The organism is Myceligenerans pegani (assembly GCF_014892515.1).
Classification (GTDB): Bacteria; Actinomycetota; Actinomycetes; order Actinomycetales; family Cellulomonadaceae; genus Myceligenerans; species Myceligenerans pegani.
On record NZ_JADBGR010000057.1, the window covers coordinates 100,348 to 117,631 of the forward strand.

Below are 17,284 nucleotides of genomic sequence, written 5' to 3' on the forward strand. Positions count from 1 at the left end.
ATGACACAGAACCTGCAGATCACCGCCGCGCGGCCCGACCCCGCGCTGCTCGACCTGCCCTGGGACATCCCGCTGATCTCCTGGCCCGACGACGTGCTGGCGGCTCTCCCCCGCGGCATCTCCCGCCACGTGGTGCGCTTCGTGCGCCTCTCCGGACGGGTGCTCGCCATCAAGGAGATCGGCGAGTCCGTCGCCCACCGCGAGTACGAGCTGCTGCGGCGGCTGAACCGGCTGGACGTGCCGTCGGTGGTGCCGGTCGGGGTGATCACCGGGCGACGTGACGCGAACGGCGAGCGGCTCGAGGCCGTCCTGGTCACCGAGCACCTGCAGTTCTCGCTGCCCTACCGCGCGCTGTTCAGCCAGGCGCTGCGCCCCGACACCGCCACCCGGCTCATCGACGCCCTCGCCGTGCTGCTCGTCCGCCTGCACCTGGTGGGCTTCTACTGGGGCGACGTGTCGCTCTCGAACACGCTCTTCCGGCGCGATGCCGAGACGTTCGCCGCCTACCTGGTCGACGCCGAGACCGGTGACCTGCACCGCGAGCTCACCCCGGGGCAGCGCAACTACGACATCGACCTGGCCCGCACCAACATCATCGGCGAGCTCATGGACCTGGCCGCGGGCGAGATGCTCGACGAGGAGGTCGACGAGGTGGGGATCGGCGACGCCCTCGTCGAGCGGTACAACGAGCTCTGGGACGCCCTGACGGGCGCCGAGTACTTCGTCGCCGACGACCGCTGGCGCGTCGACGCGCACATCGAGCGCCTCAACCGCCTCGGTTTCGACGTCGGCGAGCTGGAGATGACCACGGACATCGACGGCACCACGGTGCGGATCCAGCCCAAGGTGGTCGACGCCGGCCACCACTCCAACCGGCTCTTCCGCCTCACCGGGCTCGACGTCCAGGAGAACCAGGCGCGCCGGCTGCTCAACGACCTCGACTCCTACGCCGCCGCGACGGGCCGGCAGAACGACGGCGAGCAGCTCGTGGCGCACGACTGGCTGCGCACGGTGTTCGAGCCGACCGTCAACGCCGTCCCGCGGGAGCTGCGCCGCAAGCTGGAGCCGGCGCAGATCTTCCACGAGGTGCTGGACCACCGCTGGTACGTCTCCGAGCGCGCGGAGCGCGACATCCCGCTCCCGGAGGCCGTCGCCTCCTATGTCGAGGACGTGCTGCGGCACCGCCCCGACGAGAAGGCCCTCCTCGGCCTCCCGCCGGGCAGGCAGCCCTCGGAGGACGACCCGGAGTCGGACTACTTCCACCTGTCGACGTGACGACGGCGGTGCCGGCGTACGTCCTGCCCGCGTCGGACCGGCACGAGCCCGCGCGGACGTGACGCACGCCTGTGGATAACCCGGCGCAGGGAACCCCGCCCGCCGGTAGGCTGGTCAGGTGAACATTCGCCTGTACGACACCGCCACGCGGGAAGTGCGTGACCTCGACCCCGTCAACCCGGGTGAGGTCAGCATCTACCTGTGTGGCGCCACCGTGCAGAGCGCACCGCACGTCGGTCACCTGCGCCCGGCCGTTGCCTTCGACGTGCTGCGCCGCTGGCTCACCCGCCAGGGCCTCAAGGTGACGTTCATCCGGAACGTCACCGACATCGACGACAAGATCCTCGCCAAGGCGGCCGCGGCCGGCGTCGAGTGGTGGGCGCACGCCGCGCGGTACGAGCGCGTCTTCACCCGCGCCTACGACGCGCTCGGCGTCCTGCCGCCCACCTACGAGCCCCGCGCGACCGGACACGTCCCCGAGATGATCGCCCTCATGCGGGACCTGATCGATGCCGGTCACGCGTACGCCACCACGGAGGGGAACGTCTGGTTCGACGTGCGGTCCTGGCCCGCCTACGGCGAGCTCACCCGGCAGAAGCTGGAGGACCTCGGCATCGAGGACGACGGCGTACTGCCCTCGGAGGCCGGCGCCGTCGCCGCGCAGAAGCGTGACCCGCACGACTTCGCCCTGTGGAAGGCTCCCCGCCCCGGTGAGCCGGCGACGGCGTCCTGGGACACCCCGTGGGGTCGGGGGCGGCCCGGCTGGCACCTGGAGTGCTCGGCGATGGCGCGCCGTTACCTGGGCACCGAGTTCGACATCCACGGCGGCGGCCTCGACCTGCGGTTCCCGCACCACGAGAACGAGCAGGCGCAGTCCCGCGCCGCCGGGGACGCCTTCGCGCGTTCCTGGATGCACGTCGCGTGGGTGACCCAGCAGGGCACGAAGATGTCCAAGTCGCTCGGCAACGGACTGCTGGTCAGCGAGCTGCTGGAGCACGCTCCGGCCCCCGTCGTGCGCTATGCGCTCGTGTCGGTGCAGTACCGTTCGATGCTCGAGTGGGCACCGGACACGCTCGACGAGGCACGGACCACCTGGGACAGACTGACCGGGTTCGTGAGCCGGGCCGGCGAGACGGTGGGCGACGTCCCGGCCGACGAGATCGCCAAGGCGGACGTCCCGGAGGACTTCGCCGCCGCGATGGACGACGATCTCAACACGCCGGCCGCACTCGCCGTCGTGCACGAGCACCTGCGCGCCGGGAACAGCGCGCTGGCCTCCGGGGACGACGACGCGGCACGCGCCGAGCTGGTGGCGGTCCGTGCGATGCTGGACGTGCTCGGACTCGATCCGGCGGATCCGCAGTGGACGGCGCCGACCGGGGACCGGCACGCGGCAGCGCTCGACGCACTGGTCACGGTGGAGCTGGAGGCTCGGGTGGCGGCACGCGCGGCGAAGGACTGGGCCACGGCGGACGCCATCCGTGACCGGCTCACGGCCGCGGGGATCGAGGTCCAGGACTCCGCCGACGGCGCGCGGTGGGCACTGGCCGGGTCCTGACCGGACCGCCACCGGACGGGTCGGGCAGAACTGGCCGTCGCAACCGCCGCGTAGCGGCCGGAAGGAATGCACCATGGCAGGAAACTCGGAGCGCCGCGGGGCGACCCGCAAGCCCGGTACCAAGAAGGGCGCGCAGGTCGGCACTGGCGGCCACAGCCGCAAGGCACTGCGCGGCAAGGGGCCCACGCCCAAGGCGGAGGATCGCGTCTACCACCCCGCGCATCAGCGGAAGCTCGCCGCCGAGCGGCGCGCCGCCCGGCAGGAGCAGCGGGGACCGGCGCGCGGCCCCGCGGCGAAGGCCAGGCGCCGCGGCGACGCGACGGAGGTCGTGGCGGGGCGCAACGCGGTGCTGGAGGCACTGCGCGCCGACATGCCGGTGACCTGTGTGTACATCGCGTCGCGGCTGGACCCCGACGACCGGACCGAGGAGATCCTGAAGCTGGCGTCCGCGCGGTCCCTGAAGTTCGTGGAGGGGTCAAAGCTGGAGCTCGACCGGCTGACGGACCACGCCGTGCATCAGGGCATCGCGATCCAGGTGCCGCCGTACCAGTACGCCGACGCCGACGATCTGCTCGACGCCGCGGCGAGCGCGGGCGAGCCTCCGCTCGTCGTGGCGCTCGACGGCGTGACCGACCCCCGCAACCTCGGTGCCGTCCTGCGGTCCGCCGGGGCCTTCGGGGCGCACGGCGTGCTCGTGCCGGAGCGGCGGGCGGCGGGCATGACGGCATCCGCCTGGAAGGTCTCCGCCGGCGCGGCCGCACGGGTCCCGGTCGCCCGGGCGACGAACCTGGCCCGGGAGCTCGAGGCGCTGAAGAAGGCCGGCTGCTTCGTCGTGGGCCTGGACGCCGACGGCGACACGGAGGTCGGCGACGTGCCGTTCACGGCCGATCCGCTGGTCCTGGTGGTGGGCTCGGAGGGCAAGGGCCTGTCCCGGCTGGTGCGCGAGGCCTGCGACGCGGTGGCGTCCATCCCGATCGCCGCCACCACGGAGTCCCTCAACGCCGCGGTGGCGGGCGGCATCGCACTCTACGAGGTGGCCAGGCAGCGCCGGCAGGCCTGACAGCCCGCACCGCCACGGCGAGCCCGCCGCGCCGGCCGACGCCGAGCCGGCGCCCGTCGCCGGTGCCGGACCGGCCGGCACCAGGACGGTCTACACGGCCGCGTCCACCAGCCGCGCCACGTGCCGGTGCCCGACCGTCTCGTAGCCGATCACGCTCACTGCGGGCGCCAGCATCACGAGGAGCAGGCACCACGCCATCGCCACCCCGGCGCCGGCCGCCGCCACCGCCGCGATCAGCAGCGCCCCCGCGCCCGCCACGAGCACGACGTGCAGGCGGTGCGTGCTGCGGGTGACAGCCATGAAGATCAGGTAGTCGGCCGCGATGAAGACCGCCACCGGCACCGCCACGGCCAGCACGGTCCCGGTCGCGTCCAGGTGGGACTCGCCTTCGAGGTAGTACGCGGCCACGTGCAGCCCGGCCCCGACCGCCGCGAGCGCCGCGTAGATGACGATGTGACCGTAGCCCCAGACGAACGAGCGTTCCCGGTGCGCGTGCAGCATCGCGGCGGCGGGCGTGATCCAGTAGGTCCACCAGAGGCCGAAGGTCAGGGCCATCCCGGCGAACGCGACGAGGGCGGCGTCCAGGGTCCAGCCCTGGTGCTCGACGAGGGCGCTCAGCGAGGCCACCGTGCCGATGACCCCTTCGCCGAGCGTGATGATGGCGAGCAGCCCGTAGCGTTCCACGATGTGGTGCGCGTGCCACGGCGTGCCGCGCCACATCCCGGTGCGGGCCGCGCCGCCCTCGGCCCCGCCCTCCGGCCCGGCGGCGGGGACGACCCGCTCGGCGATCCACGGCCCTGCCATCTCGACGGCGACGAGCACGGCGCCGATGGCGAAGAACGTCCCCGCGCCGGTGGGCGCGACGGCGAGCGCTACCCAGCCGATCTGGCTGACCAGCAGCGTCCAGACGTACCCGTAGCAGGAGGCCCGGTGCTCGGGCGCCTGCCGTGCGGCGCGAAGCCACTGGACAAGCATCGCCAGGCGCATGACGACGTACCCGGCCACCATGACCTCGTTGTGCAGCAGCCCTCCCTCGTCGAGGCTGTGGAACATCTCCGGCAGTCCGAGGGCGAGCACCACGACGCCGGTCATCTGCACCATGGTCGTGACGCGGTAGAACCAGTCGTCGGTGTCGAAGGCGGAGGCGAACCAGGTGAAGTTGATCCACGCCCAGACCACCGCGAACATCGAGAAGGCGAAGCCGACCACCGCCGAGCCGAGGTGACCCTCCGCCAGCAGGTGGGCAGCCTGCTCGCCGGCAACGCCGAAGCCGACGACGAACGCCAGGTCGAACAGCAGCTCCAGCGGGGTCGCCGGACGATGGGGCTCGCGCGGGTCGCGACCCCGCATGGGCCGCATGTGGTGGTGAAGTGCCATGGCCACATCCTGCCCGCCCGCCGCGGATCGAACCACCAGGCCAGTCCTCCGGGGGGGCTGACAATCCGGTTCGGTCGGGTAGCCCGGTGCATCGCTGCGCCGAACCCTCTTAGACCTCATTTCAGAATGGCCAGCGTGCCCGCTATGCCTGACCTGGCGGTGCGTGCAGGCTGCGGGCTCGTGATCGAGGATTGGCCTGGCCGGCTGTGGGAGCAGGTCTGCCCGTTGCTGCAGGTATGAGGCGCCCCGGCGAGTCTGGAGACTCTGCTCCGCGGGTCGGAAACCGCCTCCGACCAGCGTCGAGGCTTTCTCAGCAGACACACACATATTGGCCGCCAACACGACATCAACGTATCGATTGTGCCCAAATCCTCAGGTGCGGGGCCACGGCTCCGTCGTCGGCCACTTCGGGGTGCGGCCGTCGCCCGATAACCTGCCCGTGACCCGACGCTTCGCCCTGGGGCCGACGTGTTCCCTCGCGCACGCCGCGTACGCTTTCGCACTCTCGATGCCGGTCAGCCGCTGAGCCGAGGGGAGGGACCGAGGCCCACGAACGCGACGCTCTTCACGCGCTCATACCCCTGGCGAGGAGGTGGATGCCGTCATCGCGGACCAGAGACGCAGGTCGAAGATCGCGCTGGTGCCCCACAGATCGAGCACATGGGCGCCGCGACGGCGGGCGATCGACAGATGTTGGTGGCTAGGAAAAAACGGGATCAAGTACTTGTGTCGGACCCTGGCATGCTGCTAGCTTCTGGCTCAGACCACGAGTTGGTCGTTCAAAGCTATAGAAATGGTCGAGATAGGATGGAGATCTCATGACCTGGAAGAAGCGGGCTGCTGGCCTCATGATCGCGGTAGGGCTGCTCGTCGGCGGTGGTGTGGTTGCGGCCGCCCCGGCCACGGCCGCGTCTTGCAGCTCGATGGACATGTACCCAATTAACAACGGATACGCCTACCGGTTCACGGCGAGTTGTTCGGGGGGCGCCATGGTCCGATCGTATGTCATTTGCATTTCGGGCACGTACTACAGGACGGTGACGTACCCGCACCCGGGTGAGAGCGCTACCTGGACACAGTCCTGCACCCTCGGTGTACTGGACGCGGGTATCTACCTCCTCAACCCCTGACGGGTCTGGGAGATGCCGGTTTCCGACCCTGAGACCTGCGTAAGCATCGGTGCTGCCATAGTTCTGCCGTCTTAACCCAGATGCTAGAGCGCTCGCCTTGTAAGCGAAAGGTCTTCGGCTCGAACCCAACAGGCGGCTCCAGAGGTCCGGGATCTCGACGATTCCGGGCCTCTGCTCCGTTGCAACGTTCGAAACCCAATGGAAAACCAGGCTCTACGCACTTGAACCGACCTAATTGCGGCGATCAGGTCGGGTAGCGTCACTGAGCCGGGCGGGGCTCCACTATTCCCCAAGTCGATCCAAGGGTTGGCACAGGTCCGCAAGTCGGATCGTCCGGACTGCCCTGTTGTCCTGTACTTGAAGGGCATCAGCGAGGGGCGCAACTAGTACTACAGCCGTAGATTGGCTCTGACCTGGGGTGACGTTGGACGCGGGGCGGCCACCGCCGGGATGCTTCGTTGCTTGTGATGAACAAGAAGTTCGTGGCGGGTGGCCAACGAGCCCCTCAAATCCCAGCTCGGCCTCGAACGCCACGGCGGCCGTACCCCACCGACGTCATCGTCTGCGTCTGGCAACGACTGCTCGCGCTGAAACCCGCGATCTGGCACAACGACCACATCGGAGCCGACACCCGCCGCGTCACCGCCTACGACCACTGCCCCTTGGAATCAACCATCTAGTGGCATAAGAGGCCCGCTGACCTGCTAAGACGTGGGTCTGGGCAGGTCAGCGGGCGATTCCTAGGGGAGTCAGACCCTCACGACTCGGAATTCCCCAACGACGGAAGTCACCCGAGTCGCTGACGTTTAGTAGGCGAGAGAGACCCCGCTCGGGGACACGCACCACCATGGCGCAGGCCAGAAATGGTTGCCTGCCGAGTAGGTTCCTGTCGAGTACGCGTCTGGTCCTGCGCAGTGGATGATCACTGTGACCTCGCGAGAGCCGCTGCCAGAACAGTTGACGAGAGCACCCTCATTCCCTCCCGCAGTTGTCAGATAGGCATCGCAGTAGACCTGTGCATGCGCCGGAGCGGCTATGCCTCCCAAGAGCATGGTTGCGGCAACGGCGATTGCGGCCATCCGCCTTCGAATCTTGGTATTCACTAGCGGTCTCTCCTTGTCGGACGTGGCGAATGTTGCCAGGCGCGTGTGCATCGTGCATTAGAGTGCGTCTGCGCCGAAGGGATGCCCCTAGTCAAGGTAGGTGATGTACGGGTCCCCAGGGAGGTCCGTGAAGCAACTCACCCTCCAGAAGTGGTTGCCGGGTGAGTACCAGCCCGTCGTTGTCGGGTCAGGCCAGCGGCCGCACGGCAGGGTCACTCGGATGTGGCGAGCGCTTCCGGACCCCGAGCAGTCGATACCGACGCCCTCCAATCCGTTCAAGTTCGTGTAAGTGGCGCTGCACCTGACGACCGCCTCGGCTGGAACTGCGACGGCGCCTACGAGTGCGGTGGCCGCGATCGCGATTCCTGCGATCCGACTACGGATCTTAGCCCTCATAACGGACGTGCCTCCTGAATCACGGTATAGCGGTTGATGACGTCTTTATCATGTCGGGCATAAAGGATCGTGTCAAGATCCGCAAGATCACCACGCGGTGGGGCGGCCTCGTCGAACGCGCCCTTGTAGTGAGCGCCGTTCGCCATGGATCTGTGATCATCGGACGCGCTGCTCGTGGCCATGACCGGCAGCGTCGACGTCGCCTGGCTGCTGGAGCGCTGTCGTGTCTTTCGCGCCCCGGGGCGGCTGCAGCCCTGGGGCTACGCGCGGGGCGGCCTGCCGCGAACGCACTGGTGCTGATCGGGCAGTCCATACTGTGGGTGTTCGAGGTGGGCGACGACATCGCGAAGGGCATCCCGGCCGGGATGGTCATGGGCGACCTGCTGGAGGCGGTCGGCCGGGCCGTGGCAGCCGTACGCCGACACCTCGGAACACGGACGCTCTCCGGGCTCGCGACCCGCGAGTCTCAGGGCACTGCCTGGCTGGCAGGCTCCTCACGCTTCCCCTGCGGAGCTGAGCCGAGAGTGCGGCCGATGGCCTCTCGGGCCGGGTTTACCCGCCACGCGAAGAACTGAGGCCGAACTCTCCACAGAAGCCGGGGCAGTTCTCATGGGGGCCCGGCCGGTGCATTAGGCTGTACTCCGCTCGGGCCACAAACCTCGGCATCGCCGCCTTAGCTCAGCTGGTAGAGCGCTCGCCTTGTAAGCGAAAGGTCGTCGGTTCGAACCCGACAGGCGGCTCGACAGCGAGACAGCTGTGCCTGCTCCGTAGGCCCGGCTGTCTCGCTCTTCTTGCGGGGGCGGAGCCCCCCACACCCCGCCCCCGGGGGCACGCCCCCGGACCCCCGCCGTGGTGCGTGGGGTGGGAGCCGTGCCGGTTCGCTTTCTGGGCGAGGAATCGGTGGCGGCGGCTCAGGTGCGGGGCCAGGGCTCCGTCGTCGGCCACTTCGGGGTGCGGCCGTCGCCCGATGACCGGCCGGTGACCCGGCGCTTCACCCAGGGGCCGACGTGTTCGCGGGCCCAGGCCGCGTTCGCCCTCGTGGTCGCGATGCGGGTCAGCCGCGGCGCCGGGGGGAGCGGTTCGTCCCAGGCGTCGTCGTCCGGGGACAGGCCGAGGCCGACGAGCGCGGCGTTCTTGACACGCTCGTGGCCCTCCGGCAGGAGGTGGATGCGGTCCGCGGACCACATGCGCAGGTCGAACAGCGACCGGATGCCCCAGAGGTCGAGCACATGGGCACCGTGGCGGCGCGCCATCGACCAGATGTTCGCGTTGTAGACGCCGACCCGGCTGTTGGTCCACGCCAGGGTGCCACCGGCCTTGAAGCCCGTGCCCATGAGGACATCGGCGCCGGTGGCGCGGATCCTCACGACGGCGTCCTCGAGCGCCGAGCAGATGGTCTCCAGGTCGACGCCGGGCCGCAGGATGTCGTTGCCGCCGCCGATCAGGGACACGAGGTCGGGCTTCATGCCGAGCGCGACGTCGAGCTGCTCGGCGATGATCGGGCGCAGCAGCCGCCCGCGGATCGCGAGGTTCGCGTACTCGATCGCCGGCTCGCCGGCAGCGGTGCGTCGCTCGCTGAGCGACGTCGCGAGGCGGTCGGCCCAGCCACGCTGGGTGTCCTCCAGGCCGGGATACGGGTCCCACAGTCCTTCGCTGAAGGAGTCGCCGATCGCCACGTATCGCGTCCAGCGCGGGGGTGCGTCGTCGTGCGGGGCCGCCGGGCCGGCGGTCGTCGTCGGCTGGGTCGGCGATGGCGCCGGTTCGGCGGTCGTCGTCGGACGTGCTGACGGCGTCGGACGTGCTGACGGCGTCGGATGGACCGATGGCGTTGTCGGATCGGTCGATGGCGCCGTTGGGCGGGGTGACGATGTCGCCAGGTCGGACGTCGTCGGGCGTGATGGCGGCATCGTTGGGCCGGTCGGCGGCGCCGTCGGATCCGATGGCGGCGTCGCGGGCGCCGGGTCGGGCGAAGCTTCGGGATTCTGGGAGGAAGTCGCGCTCACGTCGCACATTCTTGCCGGGACTCCGGGTTCTGTGCAGTCCGGTACGAGGTAACCGGCGGGTGAGACGCGCCACGGAAGGGTGTTCGCGGCACGCCCGCCGTGGCCGTGGCCGTGCCTCGTGCGCCCGGCCCGGCGGCGTCGTGCGCCCGACTCGGCCGCGCTTGCATGTCCGACCAGGCCGTGTCGTGCACATCCGATATGGGTATGCTGCGCGCCACGAACGGCGTCGTCTGCGCGAACCGTCGCCGCGCGCGACCGGCATCTCGTCGGCCGCGCGCGGCGTGACGTGCCTACGGCAGGCGCCAGTCGATCGGCGCGGCGCCCTGCTCCTCCAGGAGGGCATTGACACGAGAGTACGGCTGGGAGCCGAAGAAGCCGTTACGGGCCGACAGCGGCGACGGGTGCGCACTCTCCACGATCGGGACGTTGCCGAGGAACTTCTTCAGGTTGCGCGCCTTCGCGCCCCACAGCACGGCGACGAGCGGGCCGCCGCGCGCGGCGAGGGCCTTGATCGCGGCCTCCGTGACTTCCTCCCAACCCTTGCCGGCGTGCGAGTCCGACTTGCCCGGCTGGCAGGTCAGCACCCTGTTGAGGAGCATGACGCCCTGATCGGCCCAAGGGCGCAGGTCACCGTTGGACGGCATCGGGATGCCGAGGTCCGTCTCCAGCTCCTTGTACATGTTCAGCAACGACGGCGGCAGCGGGCGCACATCCGGCTGGACCGAGAACGACAGGCCCATCGCGTGGCCCGGCCGCGGGTACGGGTCCTGGCCGACGATGAGCACCTTGACCTCCGCCAGCGGCCGCTGGAACGCGGCGAGCACGTTCGGGCCGGGCGGGAAGTAGCCGCGGCCCGCCGCGTTCTCGGCGCGCAGGAAGTCACCCATCTCGTGGATGCGCGGCTCGACGCCGGCCAGCGCTTCCGCCCAATCGGGCGAGATGACCTCGGACAACGGCTTGCGGGCTCGGGCTTCGTCGGTATCGGGCGTCATGGTCTCCACGCGTCGGGACACTACTCGGGGACACTGACAAAGTGCATGCCTACCGGCGATCATCGTGGCAGATCCACGCGGCGCCCGGTGGCTGAGGCCGGCTCCGCGGCCGCACCGACCTTTCTGACACGCCGGACAATGACACAAGTGTTCACCTGGTCGTAAGGTGGCCCGCATGAGCGAGATGCTGGTCGAGTCCTCGGAGGAAGTAGACGTCGAGCCCACGGGGGCCGTCGTCGCGGAACCCGCGTCGGACGAGACCACGGGCGAGCTGACCGACCTCGACCGCGAGATGCTGGCGTTCGAGCGCAAGTGGTGGAGGTTCGCCGGCGCCAAGGAGGAGGCGGCCCGTGAGCTGTTCGGCATGACCTCCACACGGTATTACCAGGTGTTGAACGCGTTGATCGACACCCCCGCCGCCCTCGCCCATGACCCGGTGCTGGTCAAGCGCCTGCGCCGGATGCGCTCGACCCGGCGTAGCGCACGATCCGCCGGACGGCTCGCGGACGAGAAGCCTTGAGCGCCCAGCAGTCTGGGCTACCCTGTCCGCCGTGACCAACAGCACGTACCGCTACCCGCCCGACGAGTTCGACGTCGCCGTGCCCGGCGGCGCACCCGTTGGCGTGCACCGCGCGCCGCGCAGCGGTTGGAGTTCGGCATGGCCGTTCCTGCTGGTCGCGCTGGTCTGCGCCGGTGTCGCGTGGGGCGGCATCACTCTTCTGTCCGGCGGTGGGAACGAGGGCGACTCGGCAGCGGAGCCGACCGCCAGCGTCTCGGCCGCGCCGTCCGCGAGCCCCAGCGAGGGTGAAGGCAATGGCGAGAACGGGGGCGAAGGCGGTGAAGGCGGCAACGAACCCAGCGAGGAGCCTTCGGCGCCGAGTACCGCGGATCTCGTTGCGGCGATGGACCCGGCAGCGACCTATCTCGTCCACAACACCGGTCGCACCATTGATCAACTGGCCGCCACGACGGTGACGAATCTGGAGGCTGAGGGCGTCTCCGGTGCTGAGGTGAGCACCGCGGCCGCTCCTGAAGGCGTCGACGTCAGCGGTATCTCGGCGAACACCATTTGGTACGGCGAGGGGCGCGAAGCAGAAGGCAAGGCACTCGCAGCGGTGCTCGGTATCCCGGACTCGAACGTCGTGATGAACGACGCCGTCACGAACTCGCAGCAGGCCGCCTGGGTCTTCATGTTCACGGCGCCCGCATGATCCCGTAAGGCGGTCCTCGTTGCGAGCGCTCGGTTGTCGAGTCGCTCGGCACCTCGGGAGCCAACATCCAGGAGTCCGCGGACGCTGCTGCGTATCCGTCGGAAGGCTCCGGGGCATCCTCGTGAGTCCGCAGGGCCTGACCGTGCACGGGCTCGTGACGCGGAGTGATGCGAGCGAGCCCAGAGCCGGGGAGGGCCGGCCACGTGCCACGATCACTCTCGCATCCTTCTGAGACATCGAGCCGACGTGCCCATCCTGCTTTCCAGGATGGGCACGTCGGCTTCCCACCGCATTCTTGGCGGCTCGCACGATTGGCGGCGCGAGACTCGCGGTCCCCAGTTGTCGGGGGACACGTATGCCATTCCCGAGATTGCGAGCGCGCCTCTGCTGTTCGACGACTCCGTCGGTAGGCGGTGCCGGCGATGTATTGCGGCGGGGTGCGATTGCGGCCTCGGCGGGTCGTGGATTCATTGGTCGAATCCAATGGTGGTCGAAACGTTACGGGCCGTTACTGAATTCACCCCTGTGTGACGGCGTCGTCCACCACCATGGCCATCAGGGGCGTGGCCGCACCCAGGCCAGGGCGTCTGACCTGGGCGTTCGCCCTGCGCGGAATCCGTCAAATAGCGATTTACCCCTTCCATAGTGTGACTTGGAGCACTAGCCTCGAATCACCACGGGTCGAACCGAGTGGCCCGTGCGAGATGCAAGGAGAAGTGCATGGCCCAGGGCACCGTCAAGTGGTTCAACGCGGAGAAGGGGTACGGCTTTATCACCCCGACCTCCGGCGGGCAGGACCTGTTCGTCCACTACAGCGCGATTCAGGTGGACGGCTACCGCACCCTCGACGAGGGACAGGCGGTTGAGTACGAAGTGGGACAGGGTCAGAAGGGCCCGCAGGCAGAGATGGTCCGCCCCCTCTGATCTGAGTCCCGGACCGGTTTCCCCCTGGCCGGTCTCTCCGATCGACGGGACGGCGTGCGGCCCCGACCCGCTCGCCTCCCGTCCCGTCACTTCTCCCGGCTCCGACCCGACGCGGTCGGGGCCTCTTCGCATGCGTGTTCCGCAGGCATGAGGCCCCCACGATGTGGTCGGCCCGTTGCCACGTCGTCGGCCCCGCATCGCGCGTCCCGACTCCGCGGTGCAGGCTCGTGGTTCGATGAGGACATGACTGTGCTGGACGCCGTCGTCGTCGGTTCCGGGCCCAACGGACTCGCCGCCGCCGCCACCCTCGCGCGTGCCGGGCTCCGCGTCCGCGTGCTGGAGGAGCAGTCCACGATCGGCGGTGGTGCGCGAACCCTCACCGGTGCGGAACTGGCCGGGGCGGCGCCCGCGCCGGACGAGCCGCGGGCGTCGTTCCCCGTCATCGGCTCCGACCGTGCGACGGGCGCGGAACTGCGCTTCGACCTGTGTTCCGCGGTGCACCCGATGGCCTGGGCGTCGCCGTTCTTCCGGGCGTTCGGCCTGGCGGAACGGGTCGAGCTCCGCACCCCGGAGGTCTCGTACGCCCAGCCGCTCGACGCGGTCGCCGGGCCCGGCGAGCCTCGCGCCGGGCTCGCCTTCCACGAGCTCGACCGGACGGTCGACGGGCTCGGGGCCGACGGCGCCGCCTGGCGGGCGCTGATCGGCCCGCTCGCCGACCGGTGGCCCGGAGTCACGGCCCTGGCCATGGGCGACAAGCGCAGTCTCGCGACGCCGTCGACCGCGGGGCCCGCGAGCTCCCGGAGTCTCGGCCGCGAGGCAGCCGAGGCGCTGCGGGCAGCGCTCGCGTTCGGGCCCGGCCTGCTCGAGCAGGGGACCGGCCTCTGGAACCGCCGGTTCACCGGCGACGTCGCCCCCGCGCTCCTCACCGGCGTCGCCGCCCATGTCATGTCCCCGCTGCCGTCGCTCGCGAGTGCGGGCACCGCGCTCCTCCTCGGGGCGCTCGCGCACGGGCCGCTCGGCTGGGCCCTGCCGGTGGGTGGGTCGGGGGTCATCGTCGACGCGCTGGTCGCGGACCTGCTCGCCCACGGCGGCGAGATCGAGACCTCGCGCCCGGTCCGCACCCGGTCCGACCTCCCGCCGGCCCGGGCGTACCTGTTCGACACCGCCCCTCGCGTCGTCTCGCAGGTCCTCGGTGATCGGATGCCGCCGCGGTCCGCCGCCGCGTCGCGGCGTCACCGGTTCGGGGGCGGGGCCGCGAAGGTGGATCTCGTGCTGCGCGGTCCCGTGCCATGGTCCGTGCCCGACGTCGGACGCGCGGCGACCGTGCATCTCGGCGGGACCCGCGAGCAGATGGCCGCGGCGGAGGCGGCCGTCGCCGCGGGGCGGCATGCCCTGCGCCCGGTCTGCCTTCTCAGCGATCCGGCCGTGACCGACCCGGGACGCGAGATCGACGGCCTGCGTCCGCTGTGGACGTATGCGCACGTGCCGGCGGGCTCGGAGCGCGACGTCACCGAGGACGTCGTCGGCCAGATCGAGCGGTTCGCGCCGGGGTTCCGCGACGTCGTCGTGGCCGCGCGGTGCGTGCCGGCGGCGTGGATGCCCGCGCACAACGCCAACTACGTGGGCGGAGACATCGGCGCGGGCGCGGCCACGATGCGGAGGATGCTCGCCGCGCCCGGCCCGGCGGGGATGCGCTGGGATCCGTACGCGACGGGGGCCGACGGCGTGTACCTGTGCTCGGCCGCGACGCCGCCGGGTCCGGGTGTCCACGGGATGTCGGGCTGGCACGCCGCGCGCCGGGCCCTTCTCCGTGAGTTCGAGATCCGCCGCCCGCCGGACCTGTCGCCGTAGTGGACCGACGCGGGAGTCTGCTTGCACTCTCGGGGCGAGAGTGCCAATAATGTCTTAGCACTCTCGCACTGAGAGTGACAGCAGGGCCGACAGGCGAGGTCTGTTTTCCTGGGCGAGACGTGATCGTCCGGGGAGCGGCCGTCCGTCGCGGGCGCCGAGCCGGCTCACGAAAGCCACCAGCGGAGGATCCATCCCCATGGCCAAGATGATTGCCTTCGACGAGGAAGCTCGTCGGAGCATGGAGCGCGGGCTGAACCAGCTCGCCGACACCGTCAAGGTGACGCTCGGCCCCAAGGGCCGCAACGTCGTGCTCGACAAGAAGTGGGGCGCCCCCACCATCACGAACGACGGCGTCTCCATCGCGAAGGAGATCGAGCTCGAGGACCCGTACGAGCGGATCGGCGCCGAGCTCGTCAAGGAGGTCGCCAAGAAGACGGACGACGTCGCGGGTGACGGCACCACCACCGCCACCGTGCTCGCCCAGGCGCTCGTCAAGGAGGGCCTGCGCGTCGTCGCCGCCGGCGCCAACCCGATCGCCGTCAAGCGCGGCATCGAGAAGGCCACCGAGGCCGTCACCGAGCAGCTGCTCAACTCGGCCACCGAGGTCGAGACCAAGGAACAGATCGCCTCCACGGCGGCGATCTCCGCCGGCGACCCGGCCATCGGCGAGCTCATCGCCGAGGCTCTCGACAAGGTGGGCAAGGAAGGTGTCATCACCGTCGAGGAGTCGAACACCTTCGGGCTCGAGCTCGAGCTCACCGAGGGTATGCGCTTCGACAAGGGCTTCCTCGCCCGGTACTTCGAGACGGACCCCGAGCGCCAGGAGGCCGTGCTCGAGGACCCGTACGTCCTGATCGTCGAGTCGAAGATCTCGAACGTCAAGGACATGCTCCCGATCCTGGACCAGGTCATGAAGCAGGGCCGTGCCCTGCTGATCATCGCCGAGGACGTCGAGGGCGAGGCCCTGGCGACCCTGGTGCTGAACAAGATCCGCGGCACCTTCAAGTCCGTCGCGGTCAAGGCCCCGGGCTTCGGCGACCGCCGCAAGGCCATGCTCCAGGACATCGCCATCCTCACGGGTGGCCAGGTCATCTCCGAGACCGTCGGTCTCAAGCTGGAGAACGCCACGCTCGACATGCTGGGCACCGCCCGCAAGGTGGTCGTTACCAAGGACGAGACCACCATCGTCGAGGGTTCGGGCGACGCCGAGCTCATCTCGGGCCGCGTGAACCAGATCCGCAGCGAGATCGAGAAGTCGGACTCCGACTACGACCGCGAGAAGCTGCAGGAGCGCCTCGCCAAGCTGGCCGGCGGCGTGGCCGTCATCAAGGCCGGTGCGGCCACCGAGGTGGAGCTCAAGGAGCGCAAGCACCGCATCGAGGACGCCGTGCGCAACGCGAAGGCGGCCGTCGAGGAGGGCATCGTCGCCGGTGGTGGCGTGGCTCTGATCCAGGCCGGCGCCGTCGCGTTCGAGAAGCTCGAGCTCGAGGGTGACGAGGCCACCGGTGCGCAGATCGTGCGTGCCGCGATCGACGCCCCGCTCAAGCAGATCGCCGTGAACGCCGGCCTCGAGGGCGGCGTCGTGGCGGAGAAGGTGCGCGGGCTGGAGGCCGGTCAGGGCCTGAACGCCGCGACCGGTGTGTACGAGGACCTGCTCGCCGCCGGCGTGAACGACCCGGTCAAGGTCACGCGCTCCGCGCTGCAGAACGCCGCGTCGATCGCTGCGCTGTTCCTCACCACCGAGGCCGTCGTGGCCGACAAGCCGGAGAAGGCCGCGGCCGCCCCGGCCGGCGACGGTGGCATGGGCGACATGGGCGGCATGGGCTTCTGAGTCCACGCCACCCGCGTTCGACGGAGGCCGTCTCCCCGCAGGGGGAGGCGGCCTCCGCCGTGTTCCGGCTCGTGCGCCCGATCCACCGGCCACATGCCCGTCGGATCCGCCCTTCCGTCAGCCGAACAGTCGCGTCGCCGACAGCTCGGCATCCGTGTAGGTCTGCGCCGCCCGGGCCAGCGCCGCCTGGATCGCGTCCAGGGCGGATTCCACCTGGACCTGGGCGGCGTGCCACTGCGTCACGGTTCCGGAGAACGCCGTCGCGGCTCCGCCGGTCCACGTGCCCTGCAGCGCGTCGAGGTTCCGCATCATCGCCCCGACCTCGGCCCGCACGGCGGTCACCGAGGCCGCCACGGCCCCGCTCGCCGCGCTCATCTGGTCACTGTCCACCTGGTACCGCATGGTTCCCCCTGTTCCGCGGCCGGTAGGCCGCCGTCGTCGTACCGTCAAGACGCTAGGGCGCGGGCCGGCCGGCTCGCGTGGGAGATACACCGGCCTGTGGACGACTCCGCGCTGTGGTCGGCGTCGGACCCGCGGAACGTCGTCAGGATGGTCCCGAACCATTCACGACGC

The 17,284-nt window shown here is 70.2% G+C and carries 14 protein-coding genes, 1 tRNA gene and 1 pseudogene; 11 read left to right on the forward strand and 5 right to left on the reverse strand.

From position 1 onward, the window contains the following. From IIE03_RS05645 to rlmB, 3 genes are all read left to right on the forward strand, one after another. Positions 1–1,275 (forward strand): DUF4032 domain-containing protein, encoded by a 1,275-nt coding sequence (locus IIE03_RS05645; protein ID WP_192861760.1) that lies wholly within the window; start codon positions 1–3, stop codon positions 1,273–1,275. Between the two features lie 118 nt (positions 1,276–1,393). Beyond that, a complete protein-coding gene (gene cysS / locus IIE03_RS05650) occupies positions 1,394–2,833 on the forward strand; it encodes a cysteine--tRNA ligase (RefSeq protein WP_192861761.1) in 1,440 nt (479 codons plus the stop codon). A gap of 73 nt (positions 2,834–2,906) precedes the next feature. Continuing rightward, on the forward strand, positions 2,907–3,893 hold the full coding sequence (gene rlmB / locus IIE03_RS05655; protein ID WP_192861762.1) for a 23S rRNA (guanosine(2251)-2'-O)-methyltransferase RlmB: 987 nt from the start codon (positions 2,907–2,909) through the stop codon (positions 3,891–3,893). A gap of 90 nt (positions 3,894–3,983) precedes the next feature. Here rlmB and IIE03_RS05660 read toward each other — a convergent pair whose 3' ends face one another. Then, entirely contained in the window at positions 3,984–5,270 is a 1,287-nt protein-coding gene (locus tag IIE03_RS05660; protein ID WP_225997305.1) for a low temperature requirement protein A, read from the reverse strand. Positions 5,271–6,898: 1,628 nt separating this feature from the next. Here IIE03_RS05660 and IIE03_RS27120 point away from each other — a divergent pair. Further along, positions 6,899–7,080, forward strand: a pseudogene (locus IIE03_RS27120) (hypothetical protein); the annotation flags it as partial. A gap of 815 nt (positions 7,081–7,895) precedes the next feature. Here IIE03_RS27120 and IIE03_RS05665 read toward each other — a convergent pair. Next, entirely contained in the window at positions 7,896–8,081 is a 186-nt protein-coding gene (locus tag IIE03_RS05665; protein WP_192861763.1) for a hypothetical protein, read from the reverse strand. A gap of 111 nt (positions 8,082–8,192) precedes the next feature. Here IIE03_RS05665 and IIE03_RS05670 point away from each other — a divergent pair, with 111 nt between their 5' ends. Together IIE03_RS05670 and IIE03_RS05675 are read left to right on the forward strand one after the other, a co-directional pair. Further along, complete coding sequence (locus IIE03_RS05670) at positions 8,193–8,474, forward strand: hypothetical protein (RefSeq protein ID WP_192861764.1); 282 nt, start codon at positions 8,193–8,195, stop codon at positions 8,472–8,474. A 92-nt stretch (positions 8,475–8,566) separates the two neighbouring features. Then, positions 8,567–8,639: transfer RNA gene (locus tag IIE03_RS05675), tRNA-Thr, on the forward strand. Between the two features lie 171 nt (positions 8,640–8,810). On the opposite strand, the gene IIE03_RS05680 is transcribed toward IIE03_RS05675, so the two are convergent. Together IIE03_RS05680 and IIE03_RS05685 are read right to left on the reverse strand one after the other, a co-directional pair. Then, positions 8,811–9,569 carry an SGNH/GDSL hydrolase family protein gene (locus tag IIE03_RS05680; RefSeq protein ID WP_408632829.1) on the reverse strand — a complete coding sequence of 253 codons (759 nt, stop codon included), beginning with the start codon at positions 9,567–9,569 and terminating at the stop codon, positions 8,811–8,813. A 623-nt stretch (positions 9,570–10,192) separates the two neighbouring features. After that, positions 10,193–10,894: a uracil-DNA glycosylase gene (locus IIE03_RS05685; RefSeq protein ID WP_192861830.1), complete on the reverse strand. Its 702-nt coding sequence runs from the start codon at positions 10,892–10,894 to the stop codon at positions 10,193–10,195. A 175-nt stretch (positions 10,895–11,069) separates the two neighbouring features. Between IIE03_RS05685 and IIE03_RS05690 the strand changes: the two genes are divergently transcribed. The 5 genes from IIE03_RS05690 (at position 11,070) to groL (ending at position 16,711) form a co-directional block, all read left to right on the forward strand. Further along, positions 11,070–11,414: a DUF3263 domain-containing protein gene (locus tag IIE03_RS05690; protein WP_192861766.1), complete on the forward strand. Its 345-nt coding sequence runs from the start codon at positions 11,070–11,072 to the stop codon at positions 11,412–11,414. A 31-nt stretch (positions 11,415–11,445) separates the two neighbouring features. Next, positions 11,446–12,105, forward strand: coding sequence for a hypothetical protein (locus tag IIE03_RS05695; RefSeq protein ID WP_192861767.1), 660 nt, complete (start codon positions 11,446–11,448; stop codon positions 12,103–12,105). A 720-nt stretch (positions 12,106–12,825) separates the two neighbouring features. Next, a complete protein-coding gene (locus IIE03_RS05700; RefSeq protein ID WP_192861768.1) occupies positions 12,826–13,029 on the forward strand; it encodes a cold-shock protein in 204 nt (67 codons plus the stop codon). A 243-nt stretch (positions 13,030–13,272) separates the two neighbouring features. Continuing rightward, positions 13,273–14,880, forward strand: coding sequence for a phytoene desaturase family protein (locus IIE03_RS05705; protein ID WP_192861769.1), 1,608 nt, complete (start codon positions 13,273–13,275; stop codon positions 14,878–14,880). 196 nt (positions 14,881–15,076) lie between these two features. Then, a complete protein-coding gene (groL, locus tag IIE03_RS05710; protein ID WP_192861770.1) occupies positions 15,077–16,711 on the forward strand; it encodes a chaperonin GroEL in 1,635 nt (544 codons plus the stop codon). 117 nt (positions 16,712–16,828) lie between these two features. Here the strand turns inward: groL and IIE03_RS05715 are convergent, their stop codons facing one another. Next, positions 16,829–17,113: a WXG100 family type VII secretion target gene (locus IIE03_RS05715; RefSeq protein WP_192861771.1), complete on the reverse strand. Its 285-nt coding sequence runs from the start codon at positions 17,111–17,113 to the stop codon at positions 16,829–16,831. Between the last annotated feature and the right edge of the window lie 171 nt (positions 17,114–17,284).

What these genes read in the sequence shown, in the direction of transcription:
- IIE03_RS05690 (WP_192861766.1), top strand. Translation starts at nt 11,070, where the DNA reads ATGAGCGAGATGCTGGTCGAGTCCTCGGAGGAAGTAGACGTCGAGCCC.
- IIE03_RS05705 (WP_192861769.1), top strand. Translation starts at nt 13,273, where the DNA reads ATGACTGTGCTGGACGCCGTCGTCGTCGGTTCCGGGCCCAACGGACTC.
- rlmB (WP_192861762.1), top strand. Translation starts at nt 2,907, where the DNA reads ATGGCAGGAAACTCGGAGCGCCGCGGGGCGACCCGCAAGCCCGGTACC.
- IIE03_RS05665 (WP_192861763.1), bottom strand. Translation starts at nt 8,081, where the DNA reads ATGGCCACGAGCAGCGCGTCCGATGATCACAGATCCATGGCGAACGGC.
- IIE03_RS05715 (WP_192861771.1), bottom strand. Translation starts at nt 17,113, where the DNA reads ATGCGGTACCAGGTGGACAGTGACCAGATGAGCGCGGCGAGCGGGGCC.
- IIE03_RS05700 (WP_192861768.1), top strand. Translation starts at nt 12,826, where the DNA reads ATGGCCCAGGGCACCGTCAAGTGGTTCAACGCGGAGAAGGGGTACGGC.
- groL (WP_192861770.1), top strand. Translation starts at nt 15,077, where the DNA reads ATGGCCAAGATGATTGCCTTCGACGAGGAAGCTCGTCGGAGCATGGAG.
- IIE03_RS05660 (WP_225997305.1), bottom strand. Translation starts at nt 5,270, where the DNA reads ATGGCACTTCACCACCACATGCGGCCCATGCGGGGTCGCGACCCGCGC.
- IIE03_RS05645 (WP_192861760.1), top strand. Translation starts at nt 1, where the DNA reads ATGACACAGAACCTGCAGATCACCGCCGCGCGGCCCGACCCCGCGCTG.
- IIE03_RS05685 (WP_192861830.1), bottom strand. Translation starts at nt 10,894, where the DNA reads ATGACGCCCGATACCGACGAAGCCCGAGCCCGCAAGCCGTTGTCCGAG.